The organism is Pseudoalteromonas ulvae UL12 (assembly GCF_014925405.1).
GTDB classification, from domain to species: domain Bacteria; phylum Pseudomonadota; class Gammaproteobacteria; order Enterobacterales; family Alteromonadaceae; genus Pseudoalteromonas; species Pseudoalteromonas ulvae.
This window is the reverse complement of the sequence record NZ_AQHJ01000035.1, coordinates 408,503-426,986: the sequence shown is the minus strand read 5'-3', so window position 1 is coordinate 426,986 and position 18,484 is coordinate 408,503. Positions and strand designations below refer to the sequence as shown.

General features: G+C 42.6%; 19 protein-coding genes. 8 read left to right on the top strand and 11 right to left on the bottom strand.

From position 1 onward, the window contains the following. Window positions 1–37: 37 nt before the first annotated feature. From PULV_RS19960 to PULV_RS19945, 4 genes are all read right to left on the bottom strand, one after another. Entirely contained in the window at window positions 38–964 is a 927-nt protein-coding gene (locus tag PULV_RS19960) for a hypothetical protein (protein ID WP_227009469.1), read from the bottom strand. Between the two features lie 26 nt (window positions 965–990). Then, window positions 991–1,248 (bottom strand): CBU_0592 family membrane protein, encoded by a 258-nt coding sequence (locus PULV_RS19955; protein ID WP_086745500.1) that lies wholly within the window; start codon window positions 1,246–1,248, stop codon window positions 991–993. A gap of 206 nt (window positions 1,249–1,454) precedes the next feature. Further along, window positions 1,455–1,706 carry a hypothetical protein gene (locus tag PULV_RS19950; RefSeq protein ID WP_086745499.1) on the bottom strand — a complete coding sequence of 84 codons (252 nt, stop codon included), beginning with the start codon at window positions 1,704–1,706 and terminating at the stop codon, window positions 1,455–1,457. A gap of 40 nt (window positions 1,707–1,746) precedes the next feature. Continuing rightward, on the bottom strand, window positions 1,747–2,160 hold the full coding sequence (locus PULV_RS19945) for a DUF1761 domain-containing protein (protein WP_086745498.1): 414 nt from the start codon (window positions 2,158–2,160) through the stop codon (window positions 1,747–1,749). Window positions 2,161–2,402: 242 nt separating this feature from the next. Here PULV_RS19945 and PULV_RS19940 point away from each other — a divergent pair, with 242 nt between their 5' ends. Next, window positions 2,403–4,460: a TonB-dependent receptor gene (locus tag PULV_RS19940; RefSeq protein ID WP_193332910.1), complete on the top strand. Its 2,058-nt coding sequence runs from the start codon at window positions 2,403–2,405 to the stop codon at window positions 4,458–4,460. Window positions 4,461–4,490: 30 nt separating this feature from the next. Here the strand turns inward: PULV_RS19940 and PULV_RS19935 are convergent, their stop codons facing one another. Genes PULV_RS19935 through PULV_RS19920 form a run of 4 tightly spaced genes read right to left on the bottom strand, consistent with a single transcriptional unit; the run spans window position 4,491 to window position 8,010 of the window. Next, the gene (locus PULV_RS19935) at window positions 4,491–5,009 is read right to left on the bottom strand and encodes a response regulator transcription factor (RefSeq protein WP_086745496.1); all 519 of its coding nucleotides are present in this window, start codon (window positions 5,007–5,009) and stop codon (window positions 4,491–4,493) included. Further along, the gene (locus tag PULV_RS19930) at window positions 5,006–6,274 is read right to left on the bottom strand and encodes an ATP-binding protein (RefSeq protein ID WP_227009468.1); all 1,269 of its coding nucleotides are present in this window, start codon (window positions 6,272–6,274) and stop codon (window positions 5,006–5,008) included. Before PULV_RS19930 ends, PULV_RS19935 begins: the two co-directional genes overlap by 4 nt. A gap of 34 nt (window positions 6,275–6,308) precedes the next feature. Next, entirely contained in the window at window positions 6,309–6,713 is a 405-nt protein-coding gene (locus tag PULV_RS19925; protein WP_086745495.1) for a nuclear transport factor 2 family protein, read from the bottom strand. Continuing rightward, window positions 6,691–8,010, bottom strand: a complete 1,320-nt coding sequence (locus PULV_RS19920; protein ID WP_086745599.1) for a metal-dependent hydrolase family protein — start codon at window positions 8,008–8,010, stop codon at window positions 6,691–6,693. Before PULV_RS19920 ends, PULV_RS19925 begins: the two co-directional genes overlap by 23 nt. 242 nt (window positions 8,011–8,252) lie before the next feature. Here PULV_RS19920 and PULV_RS19915 point away from each other — a divergent pair, with 242 nt between their 5' ends. From PULV_RS19915 to PULV_RS19900, 4 genes are all read left to right on the top strand, one after another. After that, a complete protein-coding gene (locus tag PULV_RS19915; protein WP_193332909.1) occupies window positions 8,253–9,329 on the top strand; it encodes a ketoacyl-ACP synthase III in 1,077 nt (358 codons plus the stop codon). Window positions 9,330–9,511: 182 nt separating this feature from the next. Next, window positions 9,512–9,817, top strand: coding sequence for a PilZ domain-containing protein (locus PULV_RS19910; protein ID WP_086745493.1), 306 nt, complete (start codon window positions 9,512–9,514; stop codon window positions 9,815–9,817). Window positions 9,818–9,827: 10 nt separating this feature from the next. Further along, on the top strand, window positions 9,828–10,496 hold the full coding sequence (locus PULV_RS19905; RefSeq protein WP_086745492.1) for an AAA family ATPase: 669 nt from the start codon (window positions 9,828–9,830) through the stop codon (window positions 10,494–10,496). After that, window positions 10,483–10,851 (top strand): replication protein RepA, encoded by a 369-nt coding sequence (locus tag PULV_RS19900; RefSeq protein WP_193332908.1) that lies wholly within the window; start codon window positions 10,483–10,485, stop codon window positions 10,849–10,851. The genes PULV_RS19905 and PULV_RS19900 overlap by 14 nt, the downstream gene beginning before the upstream one ends. A 31-nt stretch (window positions 10,852–10,882) precedes the next feature. On the opposite strand, the gene PULV_RS19895 is transcribed toward PULV_RS19900, so the two are convergent. Then, a complete protein-coding gene (locus PULV_RS19895) occupies window positions 10,883–12,244 on the bottom strand; it encodes a leucyl aminopeptidase family protein (protein WP_193332907.1) in 1,362 nt (453 codons plus the stop codon). Window positions 12,245–12,325: 81 nt separating this feature from the next. After that, a complete protein-coding gene (locus PULV_RS19890; protein ID WP_086745489.1) occupies window positions 12,326–12,712 on the bottom strand; it encodes a hypothetical protein in 387 nt (128 codons plus the stop codon). 146 nt (window positions 12,713–12,858) lie between these two features. On the opposite strand from PULV_RS19890, the gene PULV_RS19885 reads away from it, so the two are divergent. The 3 genes from PULV_RS19885 to PULV_RS19875 all read left to right on the top strand — a co-directional run bounded on the left by PULV_RS19885 (window position 12,859) and on the right by PULV_RS19875 (window position 17,509). Then, window positions 12,859–13,020 (top strand): oxidoreductase-like domain-containing protein, encoded by a 162-nt coding sequence (locus tag PULV_RS19885; RefSeq protein WP_086745488.1) that lies wholly within the window; start codon window positions 12,859–12,861, stop codon window positions 13,018–13,020. A 325-nt stretch (window positions 13,021–13,345) separates the two neighbouring features. Beyond that, complete coding sequence (locus PULV_RS19880; protein WP_193332906.1) at window positions 13,346–15,997, top strand: TonB-dependent receptor plug domain-containing protein; 2,652 nt, start codon at window positions 13,346–13,348, stop codon at window positions 15,995–15,997. 81 nt (window positions 15,998–16,078) lie between these two features. After that, window positions 16,079–17,509 (top strand): tetratricopeptide repeat-containing sulfotransferase family protein, encoded by a 1,431-nt coding sequence (locus PULV_RS19875; RefSeq protein ID WP_193332905.1) that lies wholly within the window; start codon window positions 16,079–16,081, stop codon window positions 17,507–17,509. Window positions 17,510–17,513: 4 nt separating this feature from the next. Here PULV_RS19875 and PULV_RS19870 read toward each other — a convergent pair whose 3' ends face one another. Further along, the gene (locus tag PULV_RS19870) at window positions 17,514–18,422 is read right to left on the bottom strand and encodes an alpha/beta fold hydrolase (RefSeq protein WP_193332904.1); all 909 of its coding nucleotides are present in this window, start codon (window positions 18,420–18,422) and stop codon (window positions 17,514–17,516) included. Between the last annotated feature and the right edge of the window lie 62 nt (window positions 18,423–18,484).

The following is an 18,484-nucleotide window of genomic DNA, read 5'->3' as shown; positions in this document are numbered from 1 at the left end:
ACAAGGCACTGGTAAGCACATCGTTCAATCACAAGGTTTATTGGCCGTAGTAACCAATTAAACGCACCGCTATGCCCACTTCATCACGGTAATCAAATTCTTCTCTGTATTCTAAAAACGGTTCGATTTCGTAAAAAAGCCAACTGTGTTTAAACTGCTGACGATATCGGTAAGAAAGATTATAACTGCGCAATGTATCAAAGCTGTCTTTAACATTCATGCCCATGACCATGGCGCGCTTGTTATCAGGAAGGTAGCTCAAATAGAGGCCTGAGCGAAACTCAGTGTCTATTTCCGATTCAATATTACGAAGGTTGGCAGACCAATTGAGCGATAGTTGCTGATCAAATTGTTTATCGGCGGCTAGTTTTATGAACTGACCAAACCCATCGGAAAAATAATACTCAAGCCCAGCAGAGGCTGAATAGAGTGTATGACTGATCTGACGTTGCCATTTTGCTGCACTGCGGCCATATAACTGCCCTCTTGAAACCCCTAATCGGTTATCTATTTCAATATTTTTTGTGCTTTCATATAAATATTGAATTGCCGCATTTACCTCATCTTCGGCATTTGTATTGCTAGCAAACGGCGTTTCAGTTTCAAATGGCAACCGATTAAGCTCATCAGCATCATTATCAATGATCAGTTTTAAACGGTTTTCCCAGTTTGGTAAGCTTAATTGCACCGTAAATCGAACCTGAGTTTTACTCCAATCGGCACTTCTTGGCAGCCAGCCAAGCCGCAAATATCCTTTGGCATGCGCTTTATCGTCAAGCGTTTCATCCGCCATCAGCGCATCAAGCCATTGCGCCGTACTTTGCATGCGGATATTAATCCCATCACGAACGCTTGCTAAGGTATCTGATTCTTGAGAGTCTTCGGAGTTATTTTCGGCAAATGTCGGGGGACAAACAAACAACAAAATGAGTAAAAAGGCAAAGGAGTGACCTGAAAAAGACATAAATAACAATCACTCCTTTGATTAGGTTAAGCTGCCACCTTAGGTTTAGTACAATATTTGTATAGACCAATCAATGAGGCTGCAATCCAAAATAATTCAATTACAAAACTGGCTAAATTGAAATTATAACAGAGACTTATCAATAATAAGATAGCCCCTGTCAAATTCATCAAATTATATTTTAAACCAGTAGGATCGGCTTTTCCTAACTGCAACAAGAAAAAAGAACCGACAACCAAAAAGGTTCCCGACATTCCGATAATATCAAACAGTAAATCCGTCATTTAACACTCCAAGCTTGTGATGCGTCCAAATATGCTGGCCCTATCCATGGGGAGGACGTTTTTCTATTCCATGAAACAGCTTGTAGTTGAACTCAGTATGAGCTCGACAAAACGCGTTATTCTAAAAGTAATAATCGACACACATAAGGACATTTATCCGCTTCGACGATGAAGTTTTGCCTCTTGATGCAATAAACCGATTAAACTTATTTATGGTGGACTTTACCACCCATTATTTTTAAGGCCGGCACACCCCGGATCAGGCAGCGCCGAGCAAATTGTTGTTCACACCCCGGGCACACACCTTCTTGCTCAGTATAATCTTGGCTGATCCGCTCAATAAAGCATTTGACCAGCGCCCCTTTACCGCCTTTGCGATATTTATAAAGCGGTGTTTTGCATTTTTTACAAAAGATATCGACGGTTTTACTCGGCCCTGTTTTATTTGGTTTAGCCATAATCAAATGTGGTAAAAGTAGATGTCAGCAGTTTAACAGATCAATAAGGCCAAAAGCCAAACACCGCGCCAATCAAAGTAAATTGCAGAGTATGGTAGCCAGCATTGATTAAAAATAACTTTAGCGGTTTTTGCTCAAATACATAATTAATGGCCAGCACACTGGAAATCCAGCCTATCCCGGTCACAAAACCAAACAAAACCGCACTGCCCGGATGCGGGCTTGGACCAATCAAAATCGCAAACAAGCAGCTAATCATTACTGCGGCAACAAACGACACACTCATTACTTTTTTTGGATCGGCATTTTGTAAATCAAATGGTGTTAGGCCCGATGTTTCCAGCCAAGATATTTCAAACAACCAAGGTGAATACCACAGCCCCCATAATAAAAATGAGGAGCAGGAAGCCACTAATATGGCACCAAAATTAAGATGTGTTAAATCGATAGTCATGAGTTCAAAAAATACATTAGAGTCAAGTAACCTCAACCGATATGAGGACTGTTGCTGTTAGTTATTACTTCAAAGCTAGTGCTGAGATCAAGATAAAACAAGTTTATTGCCAAAAGCGCATTAATTAATTTAGTGAGCGGCTGCTTTAGGTGCGACATATTGTCGCACTTTTGCTAACACCTTTTGTTTTAATACCGTTTTATTGTGAAAATTCATGACGTTAATATGTATAGGAAAACACCATGAAACTGTCACTCATTTGCACAGCAATGCTCGGGCTCTCGATTGCACCAGCTAACGCCAACACCGTTGAAGGGATTGAAATTATTACTATCAGTGGTCAGCATCAACCTCTTAACTCTTTTTCTATCGAACACGCCCAAGCGGATGTCAACACACCAGAAGTCAGCCAATGGCTTAAATCGGTTCCTGGTGCAAACAGTAACAGTAACGGCCCGATCACTGGTATTGCGCAATATCGCGGCCTGTATGGCGATCGGGTTGCAACCACGTTATCGGGTCAAACCATTCGTGGTGCAGGTCCCAATGCCATGGACGCGCCACTCAGTTATGTGAACCCTAATTTGGTCGAATCTATTTCAGTTTACCGCTCGATTTCTCCAGTGAGCAGTGCATTAGATTCATTAGGGGGAACCGTCGAGGTGAAATTAAAAACCGCGCAAGTGAGCAGCGACAGTAATGAAATGGATATTTCTGGACACTTAACGGGCAGTTATAATCAAAATACACATGGTCATACTCTGAGTAGTGACATCAATATTAGCCAGCAAGGTATGGCGGGGTTTGCGTATTTGAATCATCAAAAAGCCGATAATTTTACCGATGGTTCAAACAACAAAATAACGCCTAGTGAGTATGACAAAACTATGATGGGTGCAGCTGTTGCGATTGAAAACGAGCAACACACAGCCAGATTAAAATGGGATAAGGTTGATACCGGGCCATCTGGCACAGCCGCTTTACCGATGGATATTGATTATATCGACACAGAACACTGGTCAGCCAATGGATTGTCAACGGTTCAAGATTGGTCTATCAATTGGCGTTACAGCTACCAAGATGCAAGGCATGGTATGGATAACTTTTCGTTACGTATGCACAACATGCCTACAATGCATCGCTATAACACCGCCGTCATGTCGGGTCATAGCTATGCGCTCAACGCCAAAAACCAGCACTGGCAGTTTGGGATAGAAGGCATCACAAGCGAGCATGATTCCGTGATTACCAACCCAACTAATCCAATGTTTAACTTGGTTAACTTTAACCAAGTGAGCGATGAACGCCATTCGATCTTTGCACAGTATCAACATAAAGCGGCTGCACTGACCAATACATTTGGAGTTCGCATCAAACAAAACAACGCCGATGCACACGATGTTAGCCACTCAATGGCCATGATGATGCCTCATGTTAAAATGCTCCAAGATGCATTTAATCAAGCCGATAAATCAGTCACTGACACTACGTTTGATGTGTCTTACCACAGCCAGTATCAGTACTCAGATACGTTATTGTTGAACTATGCGTTGGCCGTTAAACAGCGCGCGGCCAGTTATCAAGAACGCTATCTTTGGTTGCCTATGCAAGCAACCGGCGGACTTGCCGATGGTAAAACCTATATTGGTAACATTAATCTCGCCCCCGAAACCGCCTACCAAGCGAATTTAGGTTTTAACTATCAAAGCGACAATTTCAGTGTGGCCCCACAGATTTTTTATCAACAAATTGATGATTATATTCAAGGTACACCAGCAGAGAGCAGTCATGTAAAAATGGCCGCGAACATGATGGGAGACTCCTCTCCACTGGTATTTAGTAACATTGATGCTAGTTTGTACGGCGCAGATCTCAATTGGCAATATCGAGTCAATCAACACTGGCAACTCAGTGGCTTAGCCAGTTATGTACGAGGCACACGTGATGATATTAACGATGACTTATATCGCATTGCTCCACTCAACGGCCAAGTGAATCTGCATTTCAGTGCGAGTAATTGGCAAACTAAATTCAATGTGACCGCTTATCACAAGCAAAGCCGAGTCAGTGAAATCAATAATGAAAAAACCTCTGCAGGCTATGCTTTATTGAATTGGCATTTAGATTATTACACCCAGCAGGCGTTTACTTTGAGTGTCGGGATCAGTAATTTACTTGATAAAACCTACCATGAACATTTAGCGGGATTAAACCGAGCAGCAGGGAATGCAATGGCTGTGGGTAAGCCAATTACAGCAATCGGTCGCAATGGCTATGTGGCACTGAGTTATCAGTTTTAAACATGCCGATAACTAAAAAGCCCGTGCTGATTAACGCAGTACGGGCCTTTTTTGTAATTTTCGCTGTAAAGTACGTCGGTGCATACCCAATTGGCGCGCTGTCGCTGAGACATTTCCATCATTTGCATTGAGCGCTTGCTGGATATGCTCCCATTCTAACCGTTCTGCCGACATGATTTCATCAGCCAGCTCAGGTAACTGGGATACGCCGGTTAAAGCTTTAAAAATTGTCTGCGTGTCTGCTGGTTTTGCCAAATAATCATCGGCGCCAAGGCGAATTGCTTCCACGGCGGTGGCTATACTGGCAAAGCCCGTTAATAATACAATGCGCGCAGCAGGGTTGGCAGCGCGCAATGGTTTGATCAACTGCAAGCCATTGTCTTGTGCTAATTTCATATCAAGCAAAATATGACTAGGCTTAAATTGCTGGCAAGCACACAGTGCATCACACCACGCATTGACTTGTTGGCATTCAAAGCCTTGCTGAGAAAATCGGCGTGTCAGTACATTGGCAAAGGCACGATCATCTTCAATAACCATCAGTTTCATGCCATACCTGCCGGTGCTATTGTTTTCGAATGAGGCGCGAGTATTAAAGGTAAATCAACACACGCTATCGCCCCTTGCTCGGGATGATTAGTTAACGATAAATGCCCTTTAAAGCGTTCAATTGTTGCATTAGAGAGCAACAGTGCCATCCCAAAGCCATGTTCACTTGGTTGCAACTGCTCACCCAGTGCGAAATGCCGCTGTGGACTGAGCCCTTTCCCATAATCACGTATTAAAAATTGCACCCTTAAAGCGTCATCAAACGTCAGTGTAAGCTCTACGGTATGCTGCCTTACGCGCTCATTTGCTTGTACGGCATTTTGCAGCAGATTAAATAACGCAGGAAGTAATAAACCATCCCCTTGGATATACATGTCGGGTAATTCTACCGGACTCACCACAAACTGCTGAAGCGGAAACTGCAGCTGAAACAGCTCTTTGAGTTGTGTAACAAGCGTGTCAACGCAAAAGTCCTGAGGGGTTTTTTCGCGAATACTGGTGGCAAATTCTGTAAACGAGCGCAATTGCGAACTGCACTCTTGTATTGGTTCTGCCATTTCTGCGACAACGGGGTTGTTAGGTTGATTATCACACAGTTCATCATACAATAACTGCAAGGTCGCCAGTGGCGTCGCTAACTGATGAGTGACTTGTGTTGACGCTAACCCCAATGCCAGTAATTGCTCTTGGCGCAGTTGTTCTTCTCGCTGCTTCGCGATGGCTTGCTCTCGTTCGCTGATCATACGAGCCAATGCCCCAACAACAAATGTCACCACCAGCGCCGACAAAATAAAATTGACCCACATTCCGATGAAATGATTGTTCATATCCATGTGATGCATGCTGTGGGTGGGCATTTTTAATAACATCACACTGTACGCCGCCATTGCAGCAACCGACACTAAGGCTAACCAGCGCGTAGGCAAACTCACTGCCGCGATAACAATAGGCAAAAGCAATAAAGACACAAAAGCATTGGTCGCACCGCCACTGAGCGACAGCAACAAGGTTAAAAAGATGACATCTGCTAATAATTGCAGCACTAAATCAAACTGACGAACATGACGCTGGCGATACACCAATATGCTGAGTAAATGAAACACTGTTTCAGCAAAAATCACTAATAAAATCGGCATCACCGCAATGGCCAAATCCATTAGAAAAAATATCCCAACCACAGTCGCCAACTGAATAATAATCGAGCCACTGCGCAATAGCAGCAGTTTATCCATCGCACCGCCGCGTTTAAACGACCACTTCTTCACATCCGTCCTTATTTTTAGGTTGATTCACTCAGGTTTACTTATGTTTTAAGGTAAATTCTGCGCAAGGGGTGCCTTGATGAAAAACCATTTGCCAGCCATCTTCGGTTTGTCGCCATAACGAGCTGCGATTCGAGTATTGCGGTCTTGGCTCTTTATCTCGTTGCAAGCGGGCTCGATACGTCACTTGTGCAAGCCCCTCATTAATCAAGCGAACATCAAAATCCTGATTATGGAACTCAGGCATCAACTCCCCCGGTAAACGTGTCAGAACATGTTGCTTATCAAAGCATTTTCCTGTTGCTGAAAATTCAATAAACTCATCAGCAAGAAGATTATCAAGCATTTGCGCAGACGCTCTGACATTGGGTTTTAATAGCGCACACTCCAGGGTGATTAATTGCTGCGCTAACTCACGTTCAATCGGAATGTGACTTTTCATGTTTATACACAACCCCTTCTTTCATCACAAAGTGTACCTTTGAGAGTAGTTGAATATTTTGCTCTGGATCACCTTTTACTGCAATGATATCAGCATATTTACCGGGCTCTAAATCCCCTATACGATTTTGTTGGCCAAGTAGTTGTGCCGCCGAGCGAGTGGCACTGACAATCGCTTGTTGAGGTGTCATGCCATAACGAACCATCAAAGCAAATTCTTTACTATTGTCACCGTGTTTTGACACACCAGAATCTGTGCCAAACGCAATATTAATCCGATGTTTGAGGGCACTGCGAAACGCGCTTTCCATCAACGGGGCCACTTGCTTCACTTTATCTACGATCGCGGGCGGCATGGCAGGATTTGTTAGCACTTCCTCTGTCACCGTTGCGCCAGCAAGCAGCGTAGGCACTAAATAAGTGCCATGTTTTTTAAACAGTGTGATTGACTCTTTATTTAAATATGAGCCATGTTCAATTGAATCAACGCCCGCGCGAATTGCCGCATTGATCCCATCGGTGCCATGGGCGTGAGCCGTCACTTTTCGCCCTAAACGATGCGCCGTTTCTACAATTGCGCGTAACTCTGCATCGGTTAATTGTTGTTTTACCCCCGCAGCCGTGTTACTCAACACCCCTCCTGTCGCAGTGATTTTAATGACATCAGCGCCACTTTTAATCACTTCACGTACAGCGCGACGACAATCATCAGCGCCATTACAAATGCCTAAGCCCCCAGTAAAAAGTTCTGTGACGTCGTGGCGATAACCATGTAAATCACCGTGACCACCACTTGCTGAAATAAAATCACCCGCAGCAAAAATGCGCGGCCCTTTTATCGTATGCGCATTCACCGCTCGCTTAAGGGGGAAAATCACTTTGTATGAACCGCCTAAATCTCGCACTGTAGTGAATCCAGCATTTAACGTGCGTGCTAAATAAGGCAATGCCGTAAGAGCTTGATCGGCATCCTCTTGTGTTAACCAACGATGGGGATTAGCGTTTGGGTCTCGCTCGAAAGTTAAATGAACGTGCATATCAATCAAACCAGGTAACAGATAACTATCTTTTAAATCAATAACATCTACATCATTAAGTTCTAGCTCGAGAGCTGATTTATACCCAGAGTCAATGCGCACAATTTGCCCTTTTTCTATCAAAAGCGTTTGTGCTTGTAACGGTTTTTCGCCCGGCGTCACAAGCACAGTGCCACCATAAATAAGTGTATCGACTTGACCATACGCAGCCAAAGCGACTGTCAATGCAAGAAAATTGAGCGTCAAAGCGGCGGTTTTTATTATTGTTTTCATTACATGCATACTCATTAAATTCATCCAGCATTTATTAATATCACAGCTTGGATTAAATCAAAAAGGTTTGCGCTAATTGCCTCAAATAAAACAATAAACACAGCCAAAAGCGGCAATTCGATATTATCGCTAGAGTTCAAGTGCTGATTTTGCTATAACTCCTCTGACCACATCACAAATGCAGAACTTCCACTACACTGGATGCAGCAACAAACACTTTGGAACACAACATGTTATATGGCAAAATTACTGGTTGGGGGAAATGTTTACCTCCTGCAATTTTAACCAACGATGCAATCAGCACAATTGTTGATACAAACGATGAGTGGATCACTTCTCGTACAGGGATCAGTGAACGCCGAGTCAGCCATGTCTCCACAGCCGCCCTTGCAACTGCTGCTGCCCAAAACGCTCTAGACTGTGCAGATATATCTGGCAGTGACATTGACCTTGTGTTACTCGCGACTTGCACTCCTTCAACATTAGTGGCAAACACCGCCTCGTTAGTGCAAAAAAATATTGGCGCGACCGGCGCAGCTGCTTGCGATGTTAACGCAGCCTGTTCTGGCTTTTTATATGCGCTGCAAAACGCCACTGCCCAAATTCAAGCTGGAATGATCAAAAAAGCGGTTGTAATTGGCGCAGAAAGAATGACTTGGTATGTCAACTGGGCACGTCGAGATAGCGCAGTGTTATTTGGTGACGGTGCGGGCGCCGTTGTGCTTGAAGCGACCGAAGAGGCCACAGGTTTAATGGCCACCAAAACTGGATGTGATAGTACTGATCGTGACATTCTTCATATCACCAATTTCGGTAGTGATATCAACAAATATCAAGCACCTGTTGGGCCTTCTGATATTTTATTTGAAGGGCGTGAAATCTTTAAACGTGCGGTCAAAGGCATGAGTGACGCCTGTGATGATGTGCTCAACCAAGCCGATTTACCTCTTGCAGATATCGATGTATTAATTCCCCATCAAGCTAATTTAAGAATCATACAAGCAATTGCACAGCGCTTATCGGTTGATGACGATAAAATCATGGTCAATATCAATAAATACGGCAATACATCAGCGGCGACTGTGCCGATTGCTTTATGTGAAGCAGTCGAAAATGGCCTTATTCAACCTAATGCAAATATCATGTCTGCAGCATTTGGAGCCGGCCTGACTTGGGCGGCCAGTTATATCAAATGGGGCGAGCGAGTCGAGCCGATTAATCCACCCAGTGCTCAGTTACCGCATTCGGACTTAACTGCACTTGAGTTGCTCGAAGATGCAATTAAAGGGTGTGCGAATCAAAATTAGCGTTATGAGATACTAAACCAACAACAGGGTTAGCTTACAAATGTGCATTACATTTTATAAGCTAACCCTTTTTTATTACTGCATAAATTATTTCCCAAAACGAAACGATTATTCGTTTTTTTGCCAACATCAGCTACATTTTTAAAAGACGTGCGAACACAATTAAAAATGGAGAAGTTGCTATGAGTGATGAGCAAGATTTTTTGGACCGACGTTCCTCAATGCGCCTCGATATGGAAAAAGAGCTTATTTCAATCGTGTGGCAAAACCAACAAGGTGAGCCACAAAGCCGAGATGTGATGTGTGTGGATGTTTCAAATGGTGGCTTAAAGTTCAGCTTAGAACAAAGCATAGCTATAGATACCCCCGTACAGGTCTTTTTCAAACCGCGCCAAGCGCTCACAACCCTGCGACACGCCAAAGTCATTCGCGTCCAACAACAACCTCATGGCTGGTTTGATATTGGCCTTATTTTTTCAAACGATTAGGGGCAATAAGATGATTATTTTGATTGGTGGCGAAAAAGGTGGCAGTGGTAAAAGCTGTTTGGCACAAAATATCGCGGTTTACCTCGCCAAATATAAAGAAGCGACTGTCCTTATGGTCGACTGCGATCCGCAGCGCACAACGTCAGATTGGATCCAAGCCCGTTCAAGTAACCCACAATTGCCCATCATCAACTGTGTACAGTTATACGGTAAAATCCGCAATGATCTGCTCAGTTTAGAGAATCATTATGATTTTTTAGTGGTCGATTGTGGCGGTCAAGATAACCTTGCACTGCGCGCAGCTATGTCTGTTGCTGACCATGTTTTAATCCCACTTCGTCCTAAGCGCCGTGATTTAAAAACAGTGCCTCATATGGAAGATATTCTATCTACGTGTAAAATGGTTAATCCCAAACTCAATGCATCATTTGTCATGACACAATGTCCGTCTTTACCTAATCAAGCTAGCCGTATCTTAGAGGCAAAAGAAGTGTGTGACTCATTTGGTATTAATGTGCTCGATGCCATTACCTATAGTCGAAATATTTATGATGATAGCGAAGAAAATGGCGAATCTGTGATTGAAATTGACCCAAAAGGAAAAGCGGCCGAAGAAATCATCGCCATTGCCGAAGAAATGCTGGCCATTGAACCTGGAAATTCCCATGAGTTTAGCTGATCTAAAGAAAAAAGCGGCCGCACAGACCCGAAAGAAAATTGATGTCGATGACTTTATTGAAGATGCGACGGCTTACGCACAAGGTCAATCCATTTTAAGTCAAACAAAACAAGTACAAAGCAAACCCAGTCAGCAAAAACGTAAAAAAAACGCTCGGCCCCGAAAGTTCAAAAATGCTACTTTTACGCTTAGCCCTGAGCATATTGAACAGCTCAACCATTTAGCTGAGCATACCGGCTTTGCGAAATCGCGAATTTTACGTTTATTGATTGAGCAAATAGCCGACTTAGATGATGACAATATTGACGCCTTGTTGGCGTCATTAAATAAACCTACTCACTTGAAACCTGAGTAGGTTTATTTGTTAGCTATCGAGAAAGATTTGCTTATTGATAACGCTTAGACAGATATTCAAATACTGCACGAACACCAAACGCCTCACCACCAACAGGTCGACCTGCTAATTTTCGATTATTCCATGCCATGATATCAAAGTGGACCCAAGGTGTAGTCGGTGCGACAAACTCTTGTAAATACAAAGCCGCAGTGATGGCACCACCAAACGGAGTTTGGGCGCAATTAGATAAATCAGCAACATCACTTTTTAAATAATCTTTGTAGGGTTTATGCAACGGCATGTGCCACACAGGATCATCAACCTCTAAACCACTCGCGAGTAACCCTGCTGCAAGATCACGATCGTCGGTAAAAAAGCCTGGTAACTCAGTCCCTAAAGCAATACGACATGCCCCTGTGAGAGTGGCAAAGTCAATGATAATTTCTGGCGTTTGGGCTTGCGCTTCAGTTAATGCATCACACAATACTAAGCGCCCTTCTGCATCTGTGTTATCAATTTCAACTGTTTTCCCCGAACGAGTTTGAATCACATCTCCTGGGCGAAATGCATTATTTGACACTGCATTTTCAACGGCTGGTACCAACACTCGAAGTGATACGGGTAACCCAAAGGCCATCACTAAATACGCAAGACCGATTACATGCGCCGCGCCGCCCATGTCTTTTTTCATATAGCGCATACCCGCGCCAGGTTTTAAATCTAACCCACCGGAGTCAAAGCACACTCCTTTGCCCACTAACGTCACTTTAGGTGCGTCAGTTTGACCCCAGTTTAACTCCAATAAGCGTGGTTTATTTTCACTGGCGCGACCGACCATATGAATGGTCGGGTAGTTCTGCTCTAATAACTCATCGCCTACCACTTCACTAAATTGGCCACTAAATTGCTCGGCCAAATCTTGCATTATCTCAGCAAGATGCTGTGGCATCATATCTGCTGCAGGTGTGTTAACTAAATCACGGACAATCGCAATCCCCTTCACCAAATGGTTAAACTCTGTCACTTCATGTTGGTTATTCAAGACCAGCTGGGCCTTGTCTTTTGTTTGCGACTTATAGGTATCAAAACTGTAATGACCAAGGGCCCAGCTAAAAGCAATTTGTTTACGCAGGGCCGCATCATCATTCATCAATTGATAGGTGCCGACGGGTAATTGATTAACTAAATCACCACACAGCCAATAAGACGTTAGATCATCAGCAAAATAAACCACTTGCTCAAGCTCGCCACTAGTTGCGGGAACCAATGCTAGCCCTTGGCCTTTAAAAGCAGTCGCTTTAAGCCAATTTTGAATAAAAGGACTTTGCGATTGAGACCATGATGTAAATGATTCTGTAGAGAAAATATGTAGAGGGGTGCCATGTTGGCCAAAAATTAATGCTTGTTTCATTGTTCACTCTAAATTCGAATGGAGTTTGTAGCAGCATATCAAGAACTTTGGCTAAGCGGTATGTAAAAAACAATTGTGTGGTTAAGGTTTGTCACCATCCTGTGACTTAATCTGTGCGGCGGACGATTTATTAAACGAACTCGGTAACACTTCGACACCGACTAATCGGCCCACTTTGACCAAAATAGGGATAGTAATTGGAGCAAAAGGAAGAACGGCAAACACACTAAGCCCTAACCCTTTGAGAATATCGAGAAATTGCTCATTAGCAAATTTGATTTCTTCTGGCGTGGCTTGACGGCGGGTATATTTTTTATACACGCTGAGCATTTGTTTAGTCTCCGCTTTTTCTTGCGCGAGCGCTGCTTTTAATTTCAGCATGCTGCGGCGCAATTTTAATCGGCTTCTAACATAAGTAATTTTTGTCACCCTAACCGGTGACTTATGAAACAATAAGATAATTTTCATCGCACTATTGTCACACACCCTTAAATAAAGCCCTATCAATAAAGCGTAATAATCTGTAAATAATCACAACAATCATCTGCGCTCTATAAATTTAAGATTCTTTATTAGATAATGGTCGTAGTTTTTATCTTTAAATCGGACACTGTATGTCTTGCGCTACCAGCACATCAGCCCCTCAAAAACCACGCCCAGGCGATTGCTGCGGTGGTGGTAGTTGTTGTCCGTGTGTTTGGGATGAATATAAACAAGCCCTTAAAGAATGGAAAATCAAAGAGTTAAAAGACTCTTCTTCACATCAAAAATCATAGCCACTGTTTTTTGCACAGCCCAATAATGCCGTAAGCGATTATCGCTTCCCTCGTAACATGGCTCAAACTCATACCTGTCACAATTTAGATAAAAAAATTTAATTATTAATTACTTAGCATTTTTATAAAAAGTTCAAAATATCTCCTATACTAATTCGGAACATTTATATAACAGTTTTACATTAATTTAATTTACAAGTTGTAATCATTGTTAACTGTATGTATAAATTGAGTAAGCCTAAGATTAAGGCTTAATTCTTTGTTGCTAAATCTCACACATCTATTTAGCGAAAGAATCTTATAATAATTCTGACTGGGGATTGGAATGAAAAAATATAATGCGCTTAACAGAGCTATCAAAATAGCTCTTACTTCTACAGCTACTGCAGGTTTATTAATTTCTCAAGGTGTTTACGCTGAAGAAGAATCAACCACGGTTGTTGACAAAAACGTTGAAAAAATCGCCGTTGTTGGTTCTCGCTCTGCACCTCGCTCAATCGGTGAGTCACCGGTACCTATTGATATCATTGGTGGTGAAGAACTAACTAAGTCAGGTAACACTGACATGCTTGAAATTTTGAAAGGATCGGTTCCTTCTTTAAATGTTCACACTAATCCAATCAGTGATGCGGCCTCATTAGTGCGCCCAGCAAACTTACGCGGTTTGCCATCTGATAGCACGCTTATCTTATTAAATGGTAAACGTCGCCACCGTGCATCTGTTATTGCCTTTTTAGGAGGTGGTATCAATGATGGTGCTCAAGGTCCAGACATTTCAGTTATTCCTAGCATTGCTTTAAAACAAGTCGAAGTACTGCGTGATGGTGCGGCAGCACAATATGGTTCTGATGCTATCGCGGGTGTGATGAACTTTGTATTAAAAGATGCGTCTGAAGGCGGCTCTATGGTCGTGCGCCATGGTGAATACTATGAAGGCGATGGCACAACAACGGAAGTATCAGGCAATGTTGGTATGCCTTTTACTGATGATGGTTTTGTTAACTTAAGCTTCCAATATAAAAATGCGGATGCAACCAGTCGCAGTACACAACGCCCTGATGCACAAGCCTTTATCGATGCAGGTATCCCAGGTGTTGGTGATCCAGCGCAAATTTGGGGCTCGCCTGAAGTAAAAGATGACATTAGCTTATTTGGTAATGTCGGCTTAGATTTAACTCAAGATTCTGAATTCTACATGTTTGGTAACTATTCTGAACGTGATGTACGAGGTGGATTCTATTACCGAAATCCTAATACACGCCCAGGTGTATACGGTGGAAATATCCGCAATGTAAATGGTACTAACACATATCGTCCTAATGATGATGACCCTGCAGGTCAAGCTGCATGGGATGCTGCAACACCCACAATTTTGGTTGGTTCTTTAGATGGATATGATCAACAATTAAATTGTCCATTAGTTGAAATACAAAATGGTACCCCAGATCAAAGTGCATTGAACTCTCTTACTGCTGCTAATTGCTTTGCATTTAATCAAGCTATTCCAGGTGGTTTCACACCTAACTTCGGTGGCAACATTACCGATACTTCATTGACTATTGGTACAAAAGGTGAAATTACTGACGGTACCTTTGAAGGTATGTACTACGATTTAAGTGGTAATGTGGGTCGCAGTGAATCACGTTTTTTCATCTATAACACTCTGAATGCTTCCCTTGGTCCTGATTCTCCTCGTGATTTCAGCCCAGGTAAATACATCCAACTTGAGAAAAACTTCAATTTTGATGTATCAAAAGGTTTTGATGTTGATTTATACGACGATATCAATGTAGCTGGTGGCCTTGAATGGCACGAAGAGACATTTGAAGTTATTGCAGGTGATGAAGCATCATTCAAAGCTGGTCCGTTGACAGAGCAAGGTTTTGGTATTGGTTCAAATGGTTTCCCAGGTTTTCAACCGTCAGCAGCTGGCGAATACACTCGTCGTAACTATGCCGCTTACGTTGATGTTGAAGCGCCTTTTACTGAAGACTTCCTGATGGGCTTTGCGCTTCGTTTTGAAGACTATGATTCATTTGGTTCAACGACCAACTACAAGATCATGGGTCAGTATCACGCTACTGAAGACTTATCACTTCGTGGTTCAATCAGTACTGGTTTTCGTGCACCAACTGTTGGTCAAGCTAACGTAAGTAACGTACAGACTAACTTAAGCAGCGGTGTATTAGTTGATTCGGCGTTATTACCACCGACTAATCCAATCTCAGTACAGTTAGGCGGTACAGAATTGGAGCCTGAAGAGTCACAAAGTTATACATTAGGTGCCGTTTACTCATTTGATAATTTCTTCTTTACAGCTGATTACTACAACATTCAAGTGGATGACCGTATCAGCCAATCAGATAAAATTGAATTGAGTGATGCAGATAAAGCAGCATTAATTGCCGCTGGTGTGCCAAATGTGGCTGGTTTAGCACAAGTTAGTTTCTTTACTAATGACTTTAATACTACCACTGAAGGTGTTGATGTTGTTGCAAACTACACAGATGATTTGTTAGGCGGTAGCTCTACATTTAGCCTTGCATACAACTGGAATGAAACAACCGTTACAAAATGGTCAGACATCACAGGTGATTTCAAAGTTAACCGTTTAGAAAACGATTTACCTAAACACCGCGCAACGTTGACTTGGTCTCAAGACTGGGAAAAATTTGCCATGTTTACTCGTGTTAACTACTACGGCGAATATCAAGGTGTCCACGTGGATTATGATGCAACAGCGATTACGGCCGATGCGTCAGTTACTGTTGATGCAGAAGTCAGTTACTTTGTTACTGATTCGATTACCTTATCAGTTGGTGCGCAAAATATCTTTGACCAAGAAGCTGAAAAACTTAACTTCACTGAGCAATCAGGCGGGATCCCAAATAACAACTGGGGTGGTCAATACTACGAAACGTCTCCATACGGATTCAATGGTGGTTTCTACTACCTAAAAGCGACTTACAACTTCTAATAGTGTAATTCGACGCAAAAAAGAGCCTCTTGAGGCTCTTTTTTATTGCATAATAAAAAGAAAAAATAAAAGTAGCCAACCATGACCAGCACCGAACTTCAACATGCTTATGACTTAATCCAACAAGGCCAATTTGCAAAAGCGGCTGCACTTTACAAACAAAGGCTTACACACAATAATCGCGATCCCTATGCCCACTTAGGCTTGGCGACCATTGCAATGCAACAATTAAATTACGATCAAGCAATTGCTCATCTTCAGCTTGTATGCCAATTATTGCCCGATGAAGTGTCTCCATTGTTACAGCTCGCCGATGCGTTTCATGCTGTTGGTTCGCATCAAGATGTCACCACCTTGCTCAATTACGCCCATAAACGCTTTACCAACCATGCAGAAATCCAATATCGCTTAGCTAAACATTGTGTGGTGTTAGGGCGGACTGACGCTGCTGTTGCACTGTTCACACAAGTATTGGCCAGCCCTTTTTCTGAAATACACCTTTTTTGCTGGTTTGAATTAGTCAAAATTGACGCCAACACGATTGACCACGCGTTCGAACAATGCCTGCAAATTCAACAAAATAAAAACCTGTCGATTCATGCAAAAATCGTCATGAATTACACCTTAGGTTACTGTGCCGATAAACAAAAAAATATGGCGCAAGCTGCTGATTTTTTGAAACAAGCAAACCAATTACAATTGAAACTTTGTCAGTTTAGCACTGTGCAAATGGCTCCTTTTTACCAGGCACTGTTGCGTGTTCATGCTCCACATCACCTAAAACGAGATGACGCAAACGATCCATTTAGGCCAATTTTTATTATCGGACTTCCTCGCACAGGCTCTAGCTTATTAGCGCAGATGCTCGACTGCCATAGTCAAATAAGTAACGCTGGTGAACAACCTTTTTTAGCTCGCGCCTGTGAATTAATTCAGCACCAATTACAGCTACCCTACCCTGATTGCCTCACAAAACTAAGTACATCCGTGATTGAACAAGCCGCTCATTATTACCTCAATGAAATGCGGCGCTTCAATAAAGGAAAAAGCTTTGTGATAGATAAACTGCCCGCTAATTTCCAGTCTGTTCCGGTTATAAAAGCGCTTTTTCCGAACGCCATTGTGATTGATTTAAAGCGCAGAGTCTCAGATGTTGCTTGGTCTATTTACGAAAACTATTTTGCAGAAAACGAGCCTTATTTTTGCTCGTTGGAAGAAATGGCGCGCTACAATCAGTATTACCTCAAGACAATGGATCATTGGCTTGAGTTGTACCCCGATATAATCACACTAGAATATGAAAATTTAATCAATGATCCCGCAGCTACTTTACAGTCTGTTATTCACCGCTGTGGACTTGATTTTGAAGCAGCCTGCTTACATCATGACCAATCCACGTCCGCTGTTGATACACTCAGCTCGCTGCAAGTAAGGCGACCTATTTACAAGAGTGCCGTGGCTCGCTCTGATCAATACCGACCATTTGTCACTGAGTTATCGTTATTTGAGTAAGGCGCTAGCTCTGATGAGATTTAAACCACGCAACAAGGTCATTAAATTGATCATGGTGCGCCATAGGGTGAGTGAGCATATCAATATGATTATAATCATGACGATGACCAAAGCGCTTGCCATAAATATTCATTACTTGCTTTCCGCGGCCTGATTCATCAATAAATTTTTGAATATCAATCGGCTGAGCCAGCGCTTTGTCTTTCACTCCAGCAATATGCAAAATAGGCGGAAGTGATAGAGCCTGTAACACATCCGCGTAATCAAATTGATCATCACTATCAATCCAAGGCGATATTTTTGCCCATTGCATGCTTTGCCAATGAGACTTTTTACTTTCATCATCCGAGCCCCAGCCTAATTTTTTTGCTGGTAAATAGCCTTTTTTCTTACTGATTAAAGGGGCAAGAAAATACCATAATAGATTCGCCTGAAAGAGTTTACTTGGATGCTTGTTATACAAAGAACGCTTAGTGCCAAAATAAGCACAGGCTTTCACGCGCTCAATCCATTGTGGAAAACGCGCAAAGGCACTATTCATCAATACCCCACCCCATGAGTGCGCGATCCAATATTGCGGAAAATGCCCACTATGTTCGGTGATTTTGGCGATAAAAGCCGGAATATCTTCCAAAATACTTTCTGTTTGACCATATTGTGAGTCGGCATTGATTGCAGGTAAGCTGGCACCGCGCCCCCGTAAATCAGCAACATAACATTGGTAACCTTGCGCGGCTAAAAATGGAGCCAGTCCTTTATTTGAGTGAGTGTAAAAAATTTTGCCATTTTCAACAGCGCCATGCAGGAAAAAAACCGCAGGGCCCAAATTATCGGGATTATAGATATGGCGTAAGTGAAGCTGCTGCCCTTCAGACAGACTGATATAAATACTTTCTTGTAAGACTGTGTTCATCTGCATTTATCTTCTTTTTTAACACACATCGTACCAGTAAACAGGTAAATATCAACAAGCTA

What these genes read in the sequence shown, in the direction of transcription:
- PULV_RS19960 (WP_227009469.1), bottom strand. Translation starts at nt 964, where the DNA reads ATGTCTTTTTCAGGTCACTCCTTTGCCTTTTTACTCATTTTGTTGTTT.
- PULV_RS19910 (WP_086745493.1), top strand. Translation starts at nt 9,512, where the DNA reads ATGAGTGATGAGCAAGATTTTTTGGACCGACGTTCCTCAATGCGCCTC.
- PULV_RS19895 (WP_193332907.1), bottom strand. Translation starts at nt 12,244, where the DNA reads ATGAAACAAGCATTAATTTTTGGCCAACATGGCACCCCTCTACATATT.
- PULV_RS19875 (WP_193332905.1), top strand. Translation starts at nt 16,079, where the DNA reads ATGACCAGCACCGAACTTCAACATGCTTATGACTTAATCCAACAAGGC.
- PULV_RS19925 (WP_086745495.1), bottom strand. Translation starts at nt 6,713, where the DNA reads ATGAAAAGTCACATTCCGATTGAACGTGAGTTAGCGCAGCAATTAATC.
- PULV_RS19945 (WP_086745498.1), bottom strand. Translation starts at nt 2,160, where the DNA reads ATGACTATCGATTTAACACATCTTAATTTTGGTGCCATATTAGTGGCT.
- PULV_RS19880 (WP_193332906.1), top strand. Translation starts at nt 13,346, where the DNA reads ATGAAAAAATATAATGCGCTTAACAGAGCTATCAAAATAGCTCTTACT.
- PULV_RS19900 (WP_193332908.1), top strand. Translation starts at nt 10,483, where the DNA reads ATGAGTTTAGCTGATCTAAAGAAAAAAGCGGCCGCACAGACCCGAAAG.
- PULV_RS19955 (WP_086745500.1), bottom strand. Translation starts at nt 1,248, where the DNA reads ATGACGGATTTACTGTTTGATATTATCGGAATGTCGGGAACCTTTTTG.
- PULV_RS19905 (WP_086745492.1), top strand. Translation starts at nt 9,828, where the DNA reads ATGATTATTTTGATTGGTGGCGAAAAAGGTGGCAGTGGTAAAAGCTGT.
- PULV_RS19915 (WP_193332909.1), top strand. Translation starts at nt 8,253, where the DNA reads ATGTTATATGGCAAAATTACTGGTTGGGGGAAATGTTTACCTCCTGCA.
- PULV_RS19885 (WP_086745488.1), top strand. Translation starts at nt 12,859, where the DNA reads ATGTCTTGCGCTACCAGCACATCAGCCCCTCAAAAACCACGCCCAGGC.
- PULV_RS19950 (WP_086745499.1), bottom strand. Translation starts at nt 1,706, where the DNA reads ATGGCTAAACCAAATAAAACAGGGCCGAGTAAAACCGTCGATATCTTT.
- PULV_RS19940 (WP_193332910.1), top strand. Translation starts at nt 2,403, where the DNA reads ATGAAACTGTCACTCATTTGCACAGCAATGCTCGGGCTCTCGATTGCA.
- PULV_RS19890 (WP_086745489.1), bottom strand. Translation starts at nt 12,712, where the DNA reads ATGAAAATTATCTTATTGTTTCATAAGTCACCGGTTAGGGTGACAAAA.
- PULV_RS19870 (WP_193332904.1), bottom strand. Translation starts at nt 18,422, where the DNA reads ATGAACACAGTCTTACAAGAAAGTATTTATATCAGTCTGTCTGAAGGG.
- PULV_RS19935 (WP_086745496.1), bottom strand. Translation starts at nt 5,009, where the DNA reads ATGAAACTGATGGTTATTGAAGATGATCGTGCCTTTGCCAATGTACTG.